Source organism: Sphingomonas sp. (assembly GCF_042091075.1).
Lineage (GTDB): Bacteria > Pseudomonadota > Alphaproteobacteria > Sphingomonadales > Sphingomonadaceae > Sphingomonas.
This window is the reverse complement of the sequence record NZ_JBELIE010000043.1, coordinates 1-16,731: the sequence shown is the minus strand read 5'-3', so window position 1 is coordinate 16,731 and position 16,731 is coordinate 1. Positions and strand designations below refer to the sequence as shown.

Genomic DNA, 16,731 nt, shown 5'->3' with positions numbered 1-16,731 from the left:
GGAGCGTTGGTACGGCGCGCCGCCATCGACTCCGTTGGCGGATTTGCGACCGGAACTGCGACGGAAGACATTCATACGTCGATGAAGCTGCATGCGCGCGGCTGGCGTTCGCTGTTCATCAACGAACAACTTGCCCATGGCATCGCGCCGATCGACATGACGGAATATCACAAGCAGCGTACGCGCTGGGGTGCCGGATCGCTTGGCCTGCTGTTCCGCTCGCCGGATTCCCCGCTGCGCGCGCGTGGCCTCTCGCTGGCGCAGCGGGTATGCTATTTCAACTCGACCTTCTCGTTCACGTTCGGGCTGCAGCGCATCTTTTACATGCTGTTTCCGGCCATATTGCTGCTCTGTCTGCCGTTCACGATGAATGACCGTCACGTCGACGTGATGTTTTATCTGTCGATCATGTTCTCGTTCGTGATCTTCTCATATCTGTGCACCTGGGTCATTTCCGACGGCACCTATCACCCGATCTATACCGAACAATTCAACCTCGCCAACATGCTGTCGAACGCCCAGGCCGTGCTGGGTATCATCCGGGTCAGCGCCAAATTCTCGGTGTCATCGAAAACCGGCACCGCGAAAACCCGTTCTGTCGTGGAGAACGGCCTGTTGACGCTGTGCATCCTGCTGGCCTTCTTCAGCGTTTACGGCCTGGGATATTGGGTTTCGACCGGGCGCCCGATCGCAGGCCTGATGACCAACATGGCGGGACTGGCCCTGTTCTGGAACACGCTCAACTGGGTGATGATCATTCCTTTCCTGGTCTTCCTGCACCGCCATTCCGCGGCGGGCCAGCCTGCGCACGTCATCGCCGTGCCGGAAACCCCCGCCACGCTGCGGGGCGGGGATGGGACGTCGCACGCGACATTGTCGCGCCTCGACCTGACCGGGGCGACGATGTGGGTCGACCATGATCGTATCGTACCGGGCGATCATCACCTGTCCTTCGCGACGGAGCGCGGCCTGATCCAGGTCGGCGGCCGAGTGGAGAAGGTACGGCAGGTGTCCGCCGGCCGCTGCGAGGTTGAGCTGACGTTCGAGAAGCTCGCGCCGCATGTCGCCACTGCCCTGACGCTGTTCCTGTTCCACGAAGTGGCGCCGCAGACATTGCGTTATGGCCCTGTCGGCACAACGGCGCTATTGCCGGGCCGGGTTCCGACCGTCGAGGCACTGGCTCCGCAGGCGCTACCCGCCTGAGGCCGCCCGGCGCGGCGACGGGCCGCTCCGGGACGGTATGGGCGAAAGCGACGATGCACGACGAACGCGGCGCTGGGGACAAGGGGATGGCGCGCCGCGACTCCCTCTTCGCGGTGGCGGCGCTGGTGGCGGGCGCACCGCTGCTCGTGAACAATGCGCGCCCCGATCCGTCGACGAGCCTGCGATCCGCCGCGCAGGCGGCGCAGCGCTCTTTCGGGGCCGCGGTGCAAATGGCGCAGTTGCGCGCCGATCCGGCGTTCCGCGCAGCCGTACTGGCGCAATGCGACACGCTGACGCCGGAACTGGAGCTTAAATGGGCCTCCATCCAGCCCGAGCCGGATCGCTTCGACTTCGCCGCGATGGACAATCTGGCGGCATTCGCCCGCGCGAACCAGCGACATCTGCACGGCCATACCCTGCTGTGGCACCGGAGCATTCCGGCCTGGGCGAAAAGCGCGATGGCGGAGACGCGCGACTGGGGCATCGTCCATCGCTACTTCGCCACGGTGATCGAGCGTTACGGCCCGTTGATCGAGCAATGGGACGTCGTCAACGAGCCGATCGACGTGATCGCTGGAGAAAGCCTGCGCAGAAGCCCGTTCTTCGACATATTCGGCCCTGGCTACATCCGCCGCGCGCTCGAAAGCGCGCGCGCACTCGCACCGAAGGCGATGCTGCTGATCAACGAATTCGGCATGGATTATCCTGATCAGCGGGATGAGGATCGCCGCCGCTCGCTGATCGGCCTGATCGACAGCCTGAAGGCGCAGGGCGTGGCCTTCGACGGCGTGGGGCTGCAATGCCATCTGGATCTGCGGCGTGGGCCGTTCGACCAACGGATCTTCGCCGCCTTCCTTGGGCAGCTTGCCGAGCGCGGCATGGCGGTCTTCATCACCGAACTGGACGTCCGCGAGGCGGATCGGAGCCTTCCGGTCGCGCAGCGCGACCGACGTGTCGCCGATCTCGCGGGGGCGCTGGTCGATGTCGCCCTCGATCAACCGGCGGTGCGCGGCATCACCTGCTGGGGACTGAGCGACCGTTACAGCTGGCTGAACGCGGAAGGCTCGGATCGCCCGCGCCCCGGCCTCAATCGCGGATTGCCGCTCGACCGGGCTTTGCGGCCGAAGGCACTACATGATGCGATCGCCAATGCGTTTCTTCGTCATCGGACATCTCCCGACAGAAGATAGTCCGCATTTGGCACAGTCAAGAACTATATGTGATAATGCAAGTGACGTGATACCGGTATAATGCATCACACAGTGCATTTGTCTGTATCGGATCGCGAGGATGAAGAATCCACTCTTTAACCATAAGATCATACTTGCGATCTTTGCCGGGGCAGCATTTACCATATCGCCTGCCGCCATTGCCCAGGAAAAGGGTGTAGTCTTTGCGGGCGGCTCGGTCGGCGAGGCCTCGGCGACATTCGCGGGCGCGGTTGTCGCCTTGCCGGGGGCTGATCTGGGCCGGGGCCTGGCGGTACGCGTCGTCGCTGGGCGCAGCAACTACCGCTACGATGCCGGCACCGTCACCGTCCGAGGGCGCGCCGATACGGCCTCGCTGTCGGCCGTTCAGCAATGGTCGGGCAGTTGGGGCTATGCGAACCTGAGCGGCGGCGTCGCCTATCACGACACGCGATTGACCCCGGGCGATCCCAATAATCGCAATGCCGGCGAACGGTGGAATGCGCTCGTCGGCATCGACGGCGCCTATGGCGTCGGCGACTGGCAAACTGCGGTGATCGGATCCTACGGGTTTGACATTCGGGAATATTTCGCACGCGCCGACGTCACCCACAGGGTGGGACGGATGGTGCGGCTGGGCCTGGAAGCCGCGGCGCAGGGCGATCCCAGCTATGAACGGCAGCAATATGGCGCCGTCGTCGCCTATGCTCCGACCCCCAAATGGCAGGTCCGGCTCTCCGGCGGACTCAATGTCGAGGCATCGCGTCGCCGTGGCTACGCCGCCCTGTCCCTAAGCCGGACATTCTAGCACCGCTCGTCACCTGTCGACGGTGAAGTCTTCATGCAGCTGTTGCAAATGGAGGGGTTGTGACACACTCATATTCGAAGCGCGTCCTGGTCACCGGCGGAGCGGGATTTCTGGGCTCGTTCCTGTGCGAACGCTTGATCGCCGAGGGCGCCGAAGTCATCTGCCTCGACAATTTCTTTACCGGAAGGCGCCGGAACGTTGCGGGATTGCTGAACAACCCGTCGTTCGAGGTGATGCGGCATGACGTTACCTGGCCGCTCTATGTCGAGGTGGACGAAATATACAATCTCGCCTGCCCGGCCAGCCCGATCCATTATCAGTTCGATCCGGTGCAAACCACCAAGACCAGCGTGCATGGCGCGATCAACATGCTGGGGCTCGCCAAGCGCACCAAGGCACGCATCCTCCAGGCCTCAACCTCGGAAGTCTATGGCGATCCTTCCGTCCATCCCCAACCGGAAGAATATTGGGGCAACGTCAATCCGATCGGCCCGCGCTCCTGCTATGACGAGGGGAAACGGTGCGCGGAAACGTTGTTCTTCGATTACTGGCGGCAGTATAAGCTCGCCATCAAGGTGATCCGCATCTTCAACACTTATGGTCCGCGGATGCGCCCCGATGACGGGCGCGTGGTGTCCAACTTCATCGTCCAAGCGCTGCGCGGGGAGCCGATCACCATCTATGGCGACGGCAGCCAGACCCGATCCTTCTGCTATGTCACCGATCTGATCGACGGCATGGTGGCAATGATGGCCAGCGGAAACGACGTGGTCGGACCGATCAATCTTGGCAATCCGGGCGAATTCACGATCCGGGAACTGGCCGAACTGGTGGTGGAACTGACCGGATCGCGGTCGCAGATCGAATGTCATCCGCTGCCGGTGGATGACCCCACCCAGCGCCGGCCCAACATCGACCGCGCTAGCGCCTCGCTCGGATGGCAGCCCAAGGTGCCGCTGCGCGAGGGACTGATCGAAACCATCGCCTATTTCGATCAGCTCCTTTCGGGGCCGGGGCATCAATAGCGGACCCTCGTTCCGCTGACGGGGAGGAGCGCCGACAAGCCCCCCCTCCCCCAAGGCCCCCTCCCCTGAACCTGCGGATTAACGGCGGGGCTCGCTGGACGGCCGCGAACCGCCCGATCTAGCGACGGCGAACCACGGTTTGCGCATTGGTGTATTCCAGCAGTCCTTCCAGTCCACCCTCGACGCCGATGCCTGACTGCTTCATCCCGCCGAACGCCGCCAACGGCGTAAGGTGCTGGGTTTCGTTGACCCAGACGGTGCCGCTCTGGATGCGGGCGGCAAGGGCATAGGCCGCCTCGTCGTCGCCGGACCAGATGGAGGCGCCAAGGCCATATTCGCTCGCATTGGCCCGCGCGACGACGTCCTCGACATCGCTGAACTTGAGCAGCGGCAGGATCGGACCGAACTGCTCCTCCTTGACGATGCGGCTATCCTCCGGCGGATTGTCGATGATCGTGATGGGGACGAAGAAGCCAGGCGCGTCGGACGCCTCGCCGCCGAGGAGGAACGTGTATCCGCGATCGCGGGCGTCGCGGATCAGGTCGAGCACGCGCTCATATTGCTGCCGGTTGTTGATGGGACCCAGTTGCGTGCCCTGCTCCGCACCGTCACCGACCTTCACCGTCCGCGCATAGGCGACGAGCGCCTCTTTCAACCGCTCATACACGTCCTCGTGAACATACATCCGCTTCGTCGCGATGCAGATCTGCCCGTTGTTCGTGAACGCGGCCCAGAACAGCTTCTCCGCAATCGCCTCGACGTCGACATCCGGCATGACGATGGCGGGATCGTTGCCACCCAGTTCCAGCGTCACCCGCTTCAGGGTGGCGGACGCGCTTTGCATCACCCGCCGGCCCGTCGCGGTGGAGCCCGTAAAGCTCACCTTGTCGATCCCGGGATGCTCGGTCAGCCACGGACCGAGCTGGTCGCCCCCCGTCACCACGTTGAGCACGCCGGGGGGCAGGATCGTCGCGGCGATCTCGCCGAACTTCAGCGTGGCGAGCGGCGTGAACGGCGAGGGCTTCAGGACCATCGTGTTCCCGGCGAGCAATGCCGGTCCGACCTTGAACATCGCCAGGATCATCGGGAATGTCCACGGCGCGACCGCGCCGACGACGCCCAGTGGCACATGGCGCGTCTCGCTGTAGCGTTCGGGGGAATCCTCATTGACCGTGACGGGAAGCTCGATCGTCGCGGCCCCCTTCAGCCACATACCGGCGCCGCCGATCTCCCCCTCGGCGTCGGCATGCGATTTGCCCTGCTCCGCCGTCAGCACGCGCTTCAGCCCGTCGATGTTCGCCAGGATCGCGTCGCCGAGCTTGTCGAGCATCGCCCTGCGCGCAGCAATGGGCGTCGCCGACCAGGCCGGGAACGCGCGGCGCGCGGCGGCAACCGCCGAATCGAGTTGCTCCCTCGACGCATCGGGCGCCTGCGCGATGACCGCCTCGGTCGCGGGATTGATGACGTCGAAGGTCGACGCGCCAGACACCGCCCGGCCGTCGATCGTCATGCTGAACGCCTTGTCGAAATCCATTTCTCTCTCCTCTCACCGGCGGCTCCGCGCGGGGCGGGCGTCCTTTCGAAACATGCGTACCAGATTGGCCGATGCGTTCGCCGCCTCCGCAAGAAATGTGAAAAAGCATCGCAAGCGGGTGCAACGCAGGACGCCGGCCACCGCGCTAGAAGGAGTGATGACGGAGGCCGCAGAGCCTCGATAGCAAAGGAGAGGGGCATGAAGACCAAGTTCACCGCGGCACTGCTGATCAGCGCAGGCTTTACATTTCCTGCTGCAGCTCTGGCCCAATCCGCGGATCCGCTGCCCGCGACATCGCCCTCCCCTGACGCGACCACCGCGCCTTTGACGGCAAGCGAAGCGCCGCAGGCACCGGCCGAGTCGGCGTCGGCCGACGGCGACATCGTCGTCACCGCCCAGCGCCGCGAACAGTCGGCGCTATCGGTGCCGATCGCCATCTCTGCGATCGCGGGCAACACGTTGACCACCAAGGGCATCACCAACTCCGCGAACCTCGCCGCGGCCGTCCCCAACCTTCAGGTCAGCAGCCCCTATGGCTCGACGCAGCCGAATTTCTCGCTGCGCGGCATCAGCGTCGCCAACGAATATAATTCGAACCAGGCGTCGCCGATCGGCGTCTATATCGACGACGTCTATCTCGCGAGCCGTACCGCGCACGGCATGGGCCTGTTCGATCTGGAACGTGTCGAGGTGCTCCGCGGACCGCAGGGCACGCTTTTCGGCCGCAACACCACCGGCGGCGCCATCAACTTCATCACCAAGGCGCCGACGCTCAACGGCAACGAGGGTTACGTCGAGGGCGGCTACGGCAACTTCAACACCTTCACGGGACAGGCGGCGATCGAGACCACCATGGTCCAGGATCAGCTCGGGCTGCGCATCTCGGGTAATTTCGTGAACGGCGACGGGCAGATCGACAACGTCTATGCCGGCGGCCGCGACCCGAACTCGCAAGACACGCTGCAGGGACGCGCGATCCTGCGCATCCGGCCCGGCAATGGCCCTCTGGACATCAAGCTGAAGGTCTATGGCGGTCGCGATCGGGGCGCCCAGGCGGCGATCCATGGCCTGCAGTCCGCCCGGACCGGGCTCGACTTCTTCCAGGTCAATGAGAATCGGGTCGGCCTCAATCGAACGGAGGCCTATGGCGCCTCGGCCACGATCGCCTACGAAATCTCCCCGCAGCTCAGCTTCACGTCGATCACCTCGCGTGACGGCGGCAAGCAGAACCTGCAACAGGCCGCCGACGGCGCCCCGCTGGATATCCTGGACATCAATTGGCAGTCGCGTTTCCAGCAATTCAGCGAGGAGGCGCGCTTCAATTACGACGGCGACCGCCTCAAGCTGGTCGCGGGCGGCTTCTACGGCTGGGACGAGACCATCACGGACAATACGTTCAACATCGGCAGCGCGCTCGCGCCGGGGGTGAATGGTGGGTTCTTCCAGCACTACCGGCAGGTCCGCCGCTCCTATGCCGCCTTCGCCCAGGGTGACTTCGACCTCACCAGCCGGCTGACCCTGACGCTGGGCGCGCGCTACACCTGGGACCGCAGCCAGTATCGCGATGGCTTCGCCTATCTCTTCGCCGGGGACGTCAACGGCCCGGAGCTGCCGCTCGCGACCACCGTGCCATGCCCCACAGTTGCCGGCACATGCGCCTACAACCCCGCCGCACGATACGAAATCTCCGGCAGAAACAACGCGCTGACCGGCCGGGTCTCGCTCGCCTATGAATTCGACGGCGGGACACTGGTCTATGCCAGCTACAATCGCGGCTATCGGTCAGGCGCCTTCAACGGCGGCGGCTATACCTCGTCGGCGGGCATCAACTACATCGCGCCGGAGCGCGTGAACGCCTATGAAGTCGGCCTGAAGGGCCGGTATTTCGACAATGCGCTGACGCTCACCGCCGCCGGCTTCTACTACGACTATATGAACCAGCAGGTGCAGGATACGCGGCCGGGCCCGGTCTCGTTCCTGGTCAATGCGCCGAAGGCCGAGGTCTATGGCGCGGAAGCCGAGGCGAGGCTGCGCGTCACCCCCGCCGTGGTGCTGACGGCCGCCGGCGGTTACCTCCACTCGACCTACAAGCAGCTCACGTTGCAGGGAACCGACCTGAGCGGCAACGACCTGCCGTTCGCGCCGCGGTTCACGGCGCAGGGCGGTGTCGACGTTACGCTGTTCAAGGACGGGACGAACGGCCTGACCATCTCGCCGAGCGTCGCCTATTTCTCGCGCCAATACTTCTCGCCTTTCAACGAGATCAACGCCGCTGGCAGCACGCAGCTGAACAGCGAACTGCAGCAAGAGGGATATGCCAAGGTGAATCTGACCGCCGCATTGACCATCGAACGCTTCACCATCAAGGCGTTCGCCAACAACCTGCTGAACGCCAAGACCTACGCCTACGGGCTCGATCTGCGCGGTGCGGGCTTCCCCTACAACTTCCTGGTGCCGTCGACGCCGCGTACATACGGCGCCTCGGTCCGGGTGGCGTTCTGACGATGGCCACCGCCGCCACCACAGACCTGAAGGACCCCGGCCTTTACGAGGCCGGGGTCCCCTGGGACACGTTCAGGGAGCTGCGCCGGGAGGACCCGGTCCACTGGAATCCGGAAGCCGATGGCTCCGGCTTCTGGGCGGTCATGCGGCACGCGGACATCGTGGAGGTCTCGCGCCAGCCGCTGCTGTTCTCGTCGGCGCACGAAAACGGCGGACACCGCATCTTCAACGAGAATGAGGTCGGGCTTACCGGCGCCGGCGAGTCGGCGATCGGAATCCCCTTCATCTCCCGTGATCCGCCGGTTCACACCCGCTACCGCAAGTTCATCATGCCGGCGCTTTCGCCCGTCCGGCTCGGCGATATCGAAACGCGCATCCGCGAGCGGGTCGCCCGGCTGGTCGCGGAGATTCCGCTGGACGAGCCGATCAACCTGGTCCCCGCGCTCTCCGCACCATTGCCGCTGATGACGTTGGCCGAGCTGCTCGGCGTGTCGATCGATCTGTGGCCCAAGCTGTACGACTGGACGAACGCATTCGTCGGGGAGGACGACCCCGAATTCCGGCAGAGCCCCGAGGCGATGGCGGAGACGCTGGGCGAATTCTTCGCATTCGGTCAGGAACTGTTCGACGCCCGCCGGGCGCAGCCCACGTCGGACATCTCGTCGTTGCTCGCGAATGCGGAGATCGACGGAGAGCCGGTGCCGTTCCGCGATTTCATCGGCAACCTCATCCTGGTGCTCGTCGGGGGGAATGAGACGACCCGCAACTCGCTCAGCCACAGCGTCGCGGCCTTCTCCGCGAACCCCGATCAATGGGCGCAGATCCGCGAGGATCGCGACGTGCTCAAGACCGCGGCACCCGAGATGGTCCGCTGGGCCAGCCCGGTCATGCATATGCGTCGCACCGCCACGGCGGACACGACCGTCGGCGGCCACGCCGTGCGGAAGGGCGACAAGGTCGTCCTGTGGTATATCTCCGCCAACCGCGACGAGACGGTCTTCGAGGACGCGGATACTTTCAACGTCCGGCGGAAGGGCCCGCTCCACGTCGGCTTCGGCGCCGGTCAGCACGTTTGCGTCGGTTCGCGACTGGCCGAGATGCAGTTGCGCATCGCCTTCGACATGCTTGCCGATCGTGTTAAGTCCTTCGAGGTGCACGCGCCGCCGCGACGGTTCCGGTCCAATTTCATCAACGGCTTGAAGAACCTCGACGTCACATTGCGGCCCGCCTGAAAGGAAGGTTCGCGATGGATGCCACGCAATGGACGAACGAGGCCATCATCTCCGATGCGCTGGGTCGCGGCGCAGACCTGACGATCGGCTCACGGGCCGAGGGGTGGCGCCTCGCCCGCTGGCGGCAGTTCGTTGGCAGCTACGACCTGCCCGCATTGCCGGACCCCACCTTCGTGGTTCACATCGCCGGCAAGCCGAAGGTCAAGACATGGGAGCGGGACGGCTGGAGCGAATCGAGTTCCATTCCCGGCTGCGCGACGATCATCCCCGCCGGTCAGGCGACCGGATGGCTGGTCGACGGCGAGCTCGATGTGGTCACCCTGAGCATCTCGTCCCATGAACTTCAACGGGCGCCCGCGCTGGACCAGTTCAAGCGCATGCGGTTCGCCTTCACGGACCCGCTGGGGGTAGCGCTCACCCGACAGGTTCTTGCCGAGCTATACGCACCACAGACCGACGAACGAACCGTCTATGTCGGCGCGCTTGTCGGCGCGCTGAAGGCGCACATGCTGCGCGGCCCGGTCTCGGCGAACGCGGCCAGCTTTCCGACCGCCGACTTCTCCGCCTATCGCATCCACCACGTCATGAACGCGATCCTGTCGCGCCCGGAGGCCGATCACAGCCTGGAAGCGATGGCGGCCGAGGCCGGTCTGACGCCCTCCCACTTCTGCCGGGTGTTCAAGAAGGCGACGGGCATCACACCGCATCAATATGTGATGAAAGCGCGCCTCGATCGCGCGCAGGAGCTGCTCGGCTCGTCCGATCTGTCGATCGCGACGATCGCCGATCAACTGGGCTTCACCAGCCAAAGCCATTTCACCCGCGCCTTCCGCCAATATGCGGGCCAGACCCCGAGCGGTTGGCGCCACGCAGCCCAATGACACCGAGGTAGCCCATGCAGACCACCGCCGCCGTCGCCCGCGAAGCCAAGGGCCCGTTCTCGATCGAGACCGTGGAGGTCGAGGAACCGCGCGCGGGCGAGGTGCGCGTCAAGATCGCGGGCGTCGGTCTGTGCCACACGGACCTCGTCTTTCGCGACCAGTTCGTGCCCTACCCGCTGCCCGCCGTCCTCGGGCATGAGGGCGCCGGCACGATCGACGCGATCGGCGAGGGCGTCGCCGGCCTGGCGGTCGGCGACCGAGTGGTGCTCGGCTTCTCCAGCTGCGGCCATTGCGCCCGGTGCGGGGACGGCCTCCCCAGCTATTGCACCGATTTTCCGCCCCTGAACTATGCCGGCATGCGGCTGGACGACGGGTCGATGGCGTTCTCGAACGGCGAAGAGCGCATCGCCTCGCACTTCTTCGGTCAGTCCAGCTTCGCCGCGCACACGATCGTCCGTGCGCGCAACGTGGTCAAGGTAACCGATGCGGAGGCGCCGCTCGCGATCCTCGGGCCGCTCGGCTGCGGGTTCCAGACCGGCGCCGGCGGCGTGATGCGATCGATGGCATGCCCCGCCGGATCGACGATCGCGATCGTCGGCGGGGGCCCGGTCGGCCTCGCCGCCGTGATGGGCGCGAAAATCCAGGCTTGCTCGACGATCATCCTTGTCGAGCCGGTGGCAGGCCGACGGCAGCTGGCGCTCGATCTTGGTGCCACCCACGTCATCGACCCGACAGCGGGGGACGTGACGGCGGCCGTGCGCGACATCCTTCCCGGCGGGGTCGATTTCGCGTTCGATACCAGCGGGCGCATCAATGCGATCGAGGCGATCCTCGGCGCCCTTGCTCCCAGGGGCATGCTCGGGCTGGTCGGCGTGCCGCCGCGGGCCGAGGATGCGATCAGCCTCAACCTCGCGGGCATGATCACCTACGGCCAGCGCATCGTCGGCATCATGGAGGGCGACAGCGACCCGCAGACCTTCATCCCCGAACTGATCGCCGCGCACCGCGACGGACGGTTCCCGTTCGACCGGCTGGTGCAGACCTTCCCGATGTCCGCGATCAACGAAGCGATCGCGGCCCAGGCGCGCGGCGAATGCGTCAAGGTCGTGCTGCTGCCGTAAGCCGGCGCCTTGACGTCGCCATACGGGTCAGGCGCGATACTCGTCCCGTAGCTTGCGCTTGAACAGCTTGCCAGTGGGTTCGCGCGGCAGCGCATCGGTGAACGCGACGCGCTTGGGGGTCTTCACTCCGCCAAGCGCGTGGCGGGTGAATTGCCGCAACTCCTCGGCGAGCGAGTCGCCGGCGTCGACCCCGGGCGCGGGTTGCACCACCGCCAGCACCATCTCGCCCATCTCCTCGCACGGCACGCCGATCACCGCCGCGTCGGCGACGGACGGATGGGTGACCAGCACATTCTCGATTTCCTGCGGGTAGATGTTCACGCCGCCCGATATGATCATGAAGCTCTTGCGATCGGAGAGGAACAGATAGCCCTCCTCGTCCACATGTCCGATATCGCCCAGCGTCGCCCATCCGCGCGCATTGTGCGCCTCGGCGGTCTTTTCGGGGTCGTTCAGATACTGGAACGCCGGACCGTCGCTGAAATAGACATTGCCGGTCTCGCCCGCCGGAAGCTCGCGATCCGAATCGTCGACGATGTGAAGCCGACCCACCACGGCTCGGCCCACCGATCCAGGCTTGCGCAGCCACTCTTCGCTGGAAATCGCCGTGATCCCGCAGCTTTCCGTGCCGGAATAATATTCGTGGACGATCGGCCCCAGCCATTCGATCATCGCCTCCTTGACCGGCACGGGGCACGGCGCGGCCGCATGGACGACGGCCCGGAGCGAGGACAGGTCGACGCCGGCGCGCACCTCTTCCGGCAGCTTGAGCATGCGGATGAAATGCGTGGGAACGAACGTGCCGTGGGTCACCGCATATCGCTCGATCAGCGACAAGGCGGTGTGAGCGTCGAACCGATCCATCACCACCACCGTGCCGCCGAGCTGCTGGACCGCCATCGCCCAGCGCAGCGGCGCGGCATGATAGAGCGGCGATGTGGACAGGTAGAGCGTGTCCTCGCCCATCCCGTAAAGCCCGGAGCCCATGCGGGTGAGCGGCGTTTCCGCGCCGATCGCCCCGGTCGGAAGCGCCGGCATCACGCCTTTCGGCCGGCCCGTGGTGCCGGACGAATAAAGCAGGTCGGTGCCCGCGCTTTCGTCCGGCACCGGCGTCCAGGGGCCATCGGCCGTCGCGACCGACCAGTCCTCCAGCCGGCCGTCGGCGCCAGTCCAGAGAAAGGCCCGCACGTCCGGCAGTTCGGCAAGCGCCGCATTGGCGAGGTCGGCATATTCCGGCGAGACCAGCAGCAGCCTGGCGCCCGAATCCGCGACGATATAGGCGACGTCGCGCGCGCTCAGCTTGTTGGAAATGGCGGTCTGGTAAAGGCCCGTGCGCTGCGCCGCCCAGCCGAACACGAACACCTCCGGGCTGTTGGCGAACAGGGTGGCGACGACGTCGCCCCTGCGCATGCCCAGCCGCCGGAGCTGCCACGCGCTTGCGTTGGAGCGGTCGTCCAGCTCGCGATAGGTGAGGCGCTCACCGCTTTCCGCCATGATGATCGCGGCCTTGCCCGGATGCCGGGCGGCATGCTCAGCAGGGTGCATCATTCCTCTCCGTACAGATTTGAAAATGAGGAAAGACGGGACTGCGCCGCCGGGGCAATCGGCGCGCAAGAAATGTCAAAATCGACGCGACCCCGGAACAAAGGCGATGGCCGCATCCCCGGCGATCCCACCGCCGGTGAACGCGCCAGAAGCGGCGCGGGGAACGGCGGGTGTTGCACCTGACGAGAGCTATTTTGTTGCCTCGCCATCGCGACTGGCCGATAGTCTCGCACGGAGCCGCACGCACGGCTCTGGGGCTTAGTAACCCCTAGCTTACCGGTTGGTCCTGCCCGTTCGCAGGCCACGCATCCTTGACCCTTATGGTCGGGGAGCCTGCGACGCATGTCCAGGGCTTCCCAGCCTAAAGGTCGCAGGGACCGGGTAAGCTCGGTTTACTAACTCCCCGATCACCAAGGCTCTTGGGTGAAGTCAAATGCGGGGGCGCACCGCGACTGACTTCGAGGAGAAAGGCTATGCGACGCGGCACCCGCCATACCCTGTCCGGCACGCTCGGCTGGGACGGACGCAACTGTATCTAAGTCCTGCACGTGGAGGGCGGCGGCTATTGGTTCGTCGACATGCCGTGGCGATCAAGCCGCCTGATCGGCAAAGAGATTGTCGTGGAGGGCGTGCGGTCGGGCTTCAATCTGTTCGACGTCAGCCGCGTCCTGGAGTCGAGGGATCCGAGCCCCCGATCGTGACCGGGTGAGCGGGAAGGCCCGTCGAACCTTCCCGCCCGATGAATGACGATGCTGCGGCGCGGCGTCACGCCGCGTCGAGATCGACCCCGCTTTCCCGCGCCCAGAAACGCAGCTCGCGACATTGCGTCACGAACGCCCCGGCGTCCTTTTTGCTGGCGAGGGACAGGAAACCTGCGTCCCGATCGGTCGCGCCAGCGGCATCGAACAGCGCCTCGGCCGCCGCCGTGTGGCCGATGAACTTCGCATGGGCAAAGGCGTCGGCGACAAAGTCCTTGGCCGTCGCGTCCTTTGCGAGCAGCGCGGCGCCCTCTTCGGAGGGAAGCACCGCCACCGCGTCATAAAGGACCGAGGGGCCGCCATCGATCTTTTGCTGGGCGGGGATTTTGGTGCCGTCGTCCAGCGTCACGCCGCCGATCCTGGGCGCGACGACCTCCCAGAGCGCGCCCTCCTCCGTAAGCGCCTTGGTCAGCGCGGTGAACAGATCTGCGCTACTGCCATCGGTCAGCAACACCCCCATCTTGCGGCCCTTGAAGTCCTTCGGGCCGTTGGACAGGATGCTGAGCGCCGGCGAGGGCAGCAGGTCGAGGGTCGGCTTGGCCGCCTGCGCCGGTTCGGGCAGGTCCAGCCCCAGCCCGTCGGCGACCGTCGCCGCCAGATCCTCGTCGATCAGCAGCAGGTGGGAAACGGCGCGGGCGCGAATGTCGACCCGCTCCACCTTCGACAGTTCGAATACCAGCGCGTCGCCGATATGCTTTTGCTCGATCGGCTGCTGGCTGACGAAGAATTGCCGGGCCTGGCTGTAATGATCGGCGAAGGTTTCCGCCCGGATGCGCTGCTTGGTGCCCTGCGTCTCGGCGGGGAAACTGCGATAGCCGATCGTCGGGTTCTCGCGCGGGCCGCCGTCCGCGCCCCAGCTGTTCGGCTCATAATTGGCGCGCCCCTTGGGGTTGCGCATCGCCATATGGCCGTCCTGCTGGAAATTCATCACCGGACAGCGCGGCGCATTGACCGGGATATGGGTGAAATTGGGGCTGCCCAATCGCTTCAACTGGGTGTCGAGATAAGAGAAATTGCGCCCGTGCAGCAACGGGTCGTCCGAAAAGTCGATGCCGGGCACGACATTCTGGGTGCAGAAAGCGACCTGCTCGGTGCTGGCGAAGAAATTGTCGACATTGCGGTTGAGGGTCAGCGTGCCGATGATGCGCACCGGCACATCCTCCTCGGGGATCAGCTTGGTCGCGTCGAGATGGTCGAACGGCAGCCGGTCTGCGGTTTCCTGATCGAACAGCTGGACGCCCAGATCCCATTGCGGGAAATCGCCATTCTCTATCGCCGTCCACAGGTCGCGGCGATGGAAGTCGGGATCGGCGCCGTTGATCTTCACCGCCTCGTTCCACAACACCGACTGGAGGCCCTGACGCGGTTTCCAGTGGAATTTGACGAAGGTGGACTTACCCTCGGCATTGACGAGGCGGAAGCTGTGGACGCCGAAACCCTCCATCGTGCGGAACGAGCGCGGGATGGTCCGGTCGGACATCTGCCACATCACCATGTGCCACGCCTCGGGGCTCAGGCTGGCGAAGTCCCAGTAATTGTCATGCGCCGACTGGGCCTGCGGAAAGGCGCGGTCCGGCTCCTGTTTCACGGCATGGACCAGATCGGGGAATTTGATCGGGTCCTGGATGAAGAAGACCGGGATATTGTTGCCGACAATGTCCCAATTGCCCTGCTTCGTGTAGAATTTGACCGCGAAGCCGCGCACGTCGCGCGCCAGATCCATCGACCCCTTGTTGCCGGCCACGGTCGAGAAGCGGACAAAGACCTCGGTCTGCTGCCCCACCTCGGTCAGCACGTCGGCTTGGGTATGATCGGCCAGGCTATCGGTCAGTTCGAATACGCCGTGGGCGCCATAGCCGCGGGCGTGGACCACGCGCTCGGGAATGCGCTCATGATCGAAATGGAAGATCTTCTCGCGCAGGATAAAGTCTTCGAGCAGCGTGGGGCCTCGTTCGCCGGCACGCAGGCTGTTCTGATCGTCGGCGATCGGCACGCCCTGCTGCGTGGTCATCGTGCGGGCGGCGTCGTCGGTGCTCTGATGGGTTTCGCCGCCATGCCCCTGAGGTTCGGCATAGCGACCCTTTGTCGGGCCGCCTTCGTGCTTGCTGGTGTTCTTGGACATGATGGGGCCTCGCTATCGATGGAACGTGCCGCCTCAACGCCTGGCTCACTCATTTGTCCTCCAACTAAGTGCTTGATGCTCATCAATGCGGTGGACGGCGCCCTCGCGTAGACGGGGCGCATGATCGGGGTTGGCCCTCCGGTTCGATGGCCGGCGGTCGTCGAAGGCCTTGCGGCCGGTGGCTGGGAGAACGACCTTGCTCGACGACGCGCCCGTGGTGATTGGCGTCCCCGCCCGTAACGAGGAAGCGATGCTGCCGGGGTTGCTGGCGGCGCTCGCGGCATTGGCGGTGGATCGCAGCGCGCTGGACGTCTGCCTCTATCTCGACGATTGCCGGGACGGCAGCGCGGCGTTGCTGGCGCGTCTCGCGCCGACCTTGCCTTTCCGCCTGACGGTAGCGCAAGGGGGAGCGGGCGCGGCCCCGAATGCCGGGGCGGCGCGGCGCGCGGCGATGGCGCTGGGCCTGCAACGACTGGGCGGCGCCGAAGGCTTGATCTTCACCACCGATGCCGACAGCAAGCCGCGTCGCGACTGGATCGGGGCCGGACGCAACGCCCTGCGCGAGGCGGAGGTGGTCGCCGGCCGTATCGTGCGCAGCCATGCCGCCGCCGATCCGCGCGCCTCTCGCGTCGAATATTATTACGATCGCCTGCACCGATACCGCCGGAGCATCGATCCCGTCGGCTGGGAAGCGCGCGACACGCATCATTTCAGCGGCGGCGCGAATATCGCGATACGCGCCTCGGCCTATCGCCTGCTGGGCGGCTTCCTGCCGCTTCCCTCCGGCGAGGAGGCCCGGTTGCTCGACGATGC

General features: G+C 65.4%; 13 protein-coding genes. 10 read left to right on the top strand and 3 right to left on the bottom strand.

Going from position 1 to position 16,731, the window contains the following annotated elements; translation table 11 throughout:
• From ACFDSW_RS06305 to ACFDSW_RS06290, 4 genes are all read left to right on the top strand, one after another.
• Positions 1 to 1,203: glycosyltransferase (locus tag ACFDSW_RS06305; protein ID WP_375249426.1), on the top strand; the 1,203-nt coding region annotated here is incomplete at its 5' end.
• Between the two features lie 53 nt (positions 1,204 to 1,256).
• Positions 1,257 to 2,393, top strand: coding sequence for an endo-1,4-beta-xylanase (locus ACFDSW_RS06300; RefSeq protein WP_375249425.1), 1,137 nt, complete (start codon positions 1,257 to 1,259; stop codon positions 2,391 to 2,393).
• A gap of 100 nt (positions 2,394 to 2,493) precedes the next feature.
• Positions 2,494 to 3,198, top strand: coding sequence for a cellulose biosynthesis protein BcsS (gene bcsS, locus ACFDSW_RS06295; RefSeq protein ID WP_375249424.1), 705 nt, complete (start codon positions 2,494 to 2,496; stop codon positions 3,196 to 3,198).
• Positions 3,199 to 3,257: 59 nt separating this feature from the next.
• On the top strand, positions 3,258 to 4,223 hold the full coding sequence (locus ACFDSW_RS06290; RefSeq protein ID WP_375249423.1) for a UDP-glucuronic acid decarboxylase family protein: 966 nt from the start codon (positions 3,258 to 3,260) through the stop codon (positions 4,221 to 4,223).
• A 118-nt stretch (positions 4,224 to 4,341) separates the two neighbouring features.
• On the opposite strand, the gene ACFDSW_RS06285 is transcribed toward ACFDSW_RS06290, so the two are convergent.
• Positions 4,342 to 5,757 (bottom strand): aldehyde dehydrogenase family protein, encoded by a 1,416-nt coding sequence (locus ACFDSW_RS06285; RefSeq protein ID WP_375249422.1) that lies wholly within the window; start codon positions 5,755 to 5,757, stop codon positions 4,342 to 4,344.
• Between the two features lie 198 nt (positions 5,758 to 5,955).
• Between ACFDSW_RS06285 and ACFDSW_RS06280 the strand changes: the two genes are divergently transcribed.
• Genes ACFDSW_RS06280 through ACFDSW_RS06265 form a run of 4 tightly spaced genes read left to right on the top strand, consistent with a single transcriptional unit; the run spans position 5,956 to position 11,493 of the window.
• Positions 5,956 to 8,259 carry a TonB-dependent receptor gene (locus ACFDSW_RS06280; RefSeq protein ID WP_375249421.1) on the top strand — a complete coding sequence of 768 codons (2,304 nt, stop codon included), beginning with the start codon at positions 5,956 to 5,958 and terminating at the stop codon, positions 8,257 to 8,259.
• Between the two features lie 2 nt (positions 8,260 to 8,261).
• Positions 8,262 to 9,491: a cytochrome P450 gene (locus ACFDSW_RS06275; protein ID WP_375249420.1), complete on the top strand. Its 1,230-nt coding sequence runs from the start codon at positions 8,262 to 8,264 to the stop codon at positions 9,489 to 9,491.
• 14 nt (positions 9,492 to 9,505) lie between these two features.
• Positions 9,506 to 10,372 carry a helix-turn-helix domain-containing protein gene (locus tag ACFDSW_RS06270; RefSeq protein ID WP_375249419.1) on the top strand — a complete coding sequence of 289 codons (867 nt, stop codon included), beginning with the start codon at positions 9,506 to 9,508 and terminating at the stop codon, positions 10,370 to 10,372.
• A gap of 14 nt (positions 10,373 to 10,386) precedes the next feature.
• Positions 10,387 to 11,493, top strand: coding sequence for an NAD(P)-dependent alcohol dehydrogenase (locus ACFDSW_RS06265; RefSeq protein WP_375249418.1), 1,107 nt, complete (start codon positions 10,387 to 10,389; stop codon positions 11,491 to 11,493).
• Positions 11,494 to 11,520: 27 nt separating this feature from the next.
• On the opposite strand, the gene ACFDSW_RS06260 is transcribed toward ACFDSW_RS06265, so the two are convergent.
• Positions 11,521 to 13,038 (bottom strand): acyl-CoA synthetase, encoded by a 1,518-nt coding sequence (locus tag ACFDSW_RS06260; protein ID WP_375249431.1) that lies wholly within the window; start codon positions 13,036 to 13,038, stop codon positions 11,521 to 11,523.
• Between the two features lie 548 nt (positions 13,039 to 13,586).
• Between ACFDSW_RS06260 and ACFDSW_RS06255 the strand changes: the two genes are divergently transcribed.
• Positions 13,587 to 13,739, top strand: coding sequence for a DUF5818 domain-containing protein (locus ACFDSW_RS06255; RefSeq protein ID WP_375249417.1), 153 nt, complete (start codon positions 13,587 to 13,589; stop codon positions 13,737 to 13,739).
• A 64-nt stretch (positions 13,740 to 13,803) separates the two neighbouring features.
• On the opposite strand, the gene ACFDSW_RS06250 is transcribed toward ACFDSW_RS06255, so the two are convergent.
• Positions 13,804 to 15,918, bottom strand: a complete 2,115-nt coding sequence (locus tag ACFDSW_RS06250) for a catalase (RefSeq protein ID WP_375249416.1) — start codon at positions 15,916 to 15,918, stop codon at positions 13,804 to 13,806.
• A 178-nt stretch (positions 15,919 to 16,096) separates the two neighbouring features.
• Here ACFDSW_RS06250 and ACFDSW_RS06245 point away from each other — a divergent pair.
• Positions 16,097 to 16,731 (top strand): glycosyltransferase (locus ACFDSW_RS06245; RefSeq protein ID WP_375249415.1); only part of this gene is annotated, 635 nt, incomplete at its 3' end.

Excerpts from the sequence above, each read along its gene's own strand:
- ACFDSW_RS06285 (WP_375249422.1), bottom strand. The coding sequence starts at position 5,757 with ATGGATTTCGACAAGGCGTTCAGCATGACGATCGACGGCCGGGCGGTG.
- ACFDSW_RS06300 (WP_375249425.1), top strand. The coding sequence starts at position 1,257 with ATGCACGACGAACGCGGCGCTGGGGACAAGGGGATGGCGCGCCGCGAC.
- ACFDSW_RS06260 (WP_375249431.1), bottom strand. The coding sequence starts at position 13,038 with ATGCACCCTGCTGAGCATGCCGCCCGGCATCCGGGCAAGGCCGCGATC.
- ACFDSW_RS06250 (WP_375249416.1), bottom strand. The coding sequence starts at position 15,918 with ATGTCCAAGAACACCAGCAAGCACGAAGGCGGCCCGACAAAGGGTCGC.
- bcsS (WP_375249424.1), top strand. The coding sequence starts at position 2,494 with ATGAAGAATCCACTCTTTAACCATAAGATCATACTTGCGATCTTTGCC.
- ACFDSW_RS06275 (WP_375249420.1), top strand. The coding sequence starts at position 8,262 with ATGGCCACCGCCGCCACCACAGACCTGAAGGACCCCGGCCTTTACGAG.
- ACFDSW_RS06270 (WP_375249419.1), top strand. The coding sequence starts at position 9,506 with ATGGATGCCACGCAATGGACGAACGAGGCCATCATCTCCGATGCGCTG.
- ACFDSW_RS06280 (WP_375249421.1), top strand. The coding sequence starts at position 5,956 with ATGAAGACCAAGTTCACCGCGGCACTGCTGATCAGCGCAGGCTTTACA.
- ACFDSW_RS06265 (WP_375249418.1), top strand. The coding sequence starts at position 10,387 with ATGCAGACCACCGCCGCCGTCGCCCGCGAAGCCAAGGGCCCGTTCTCG.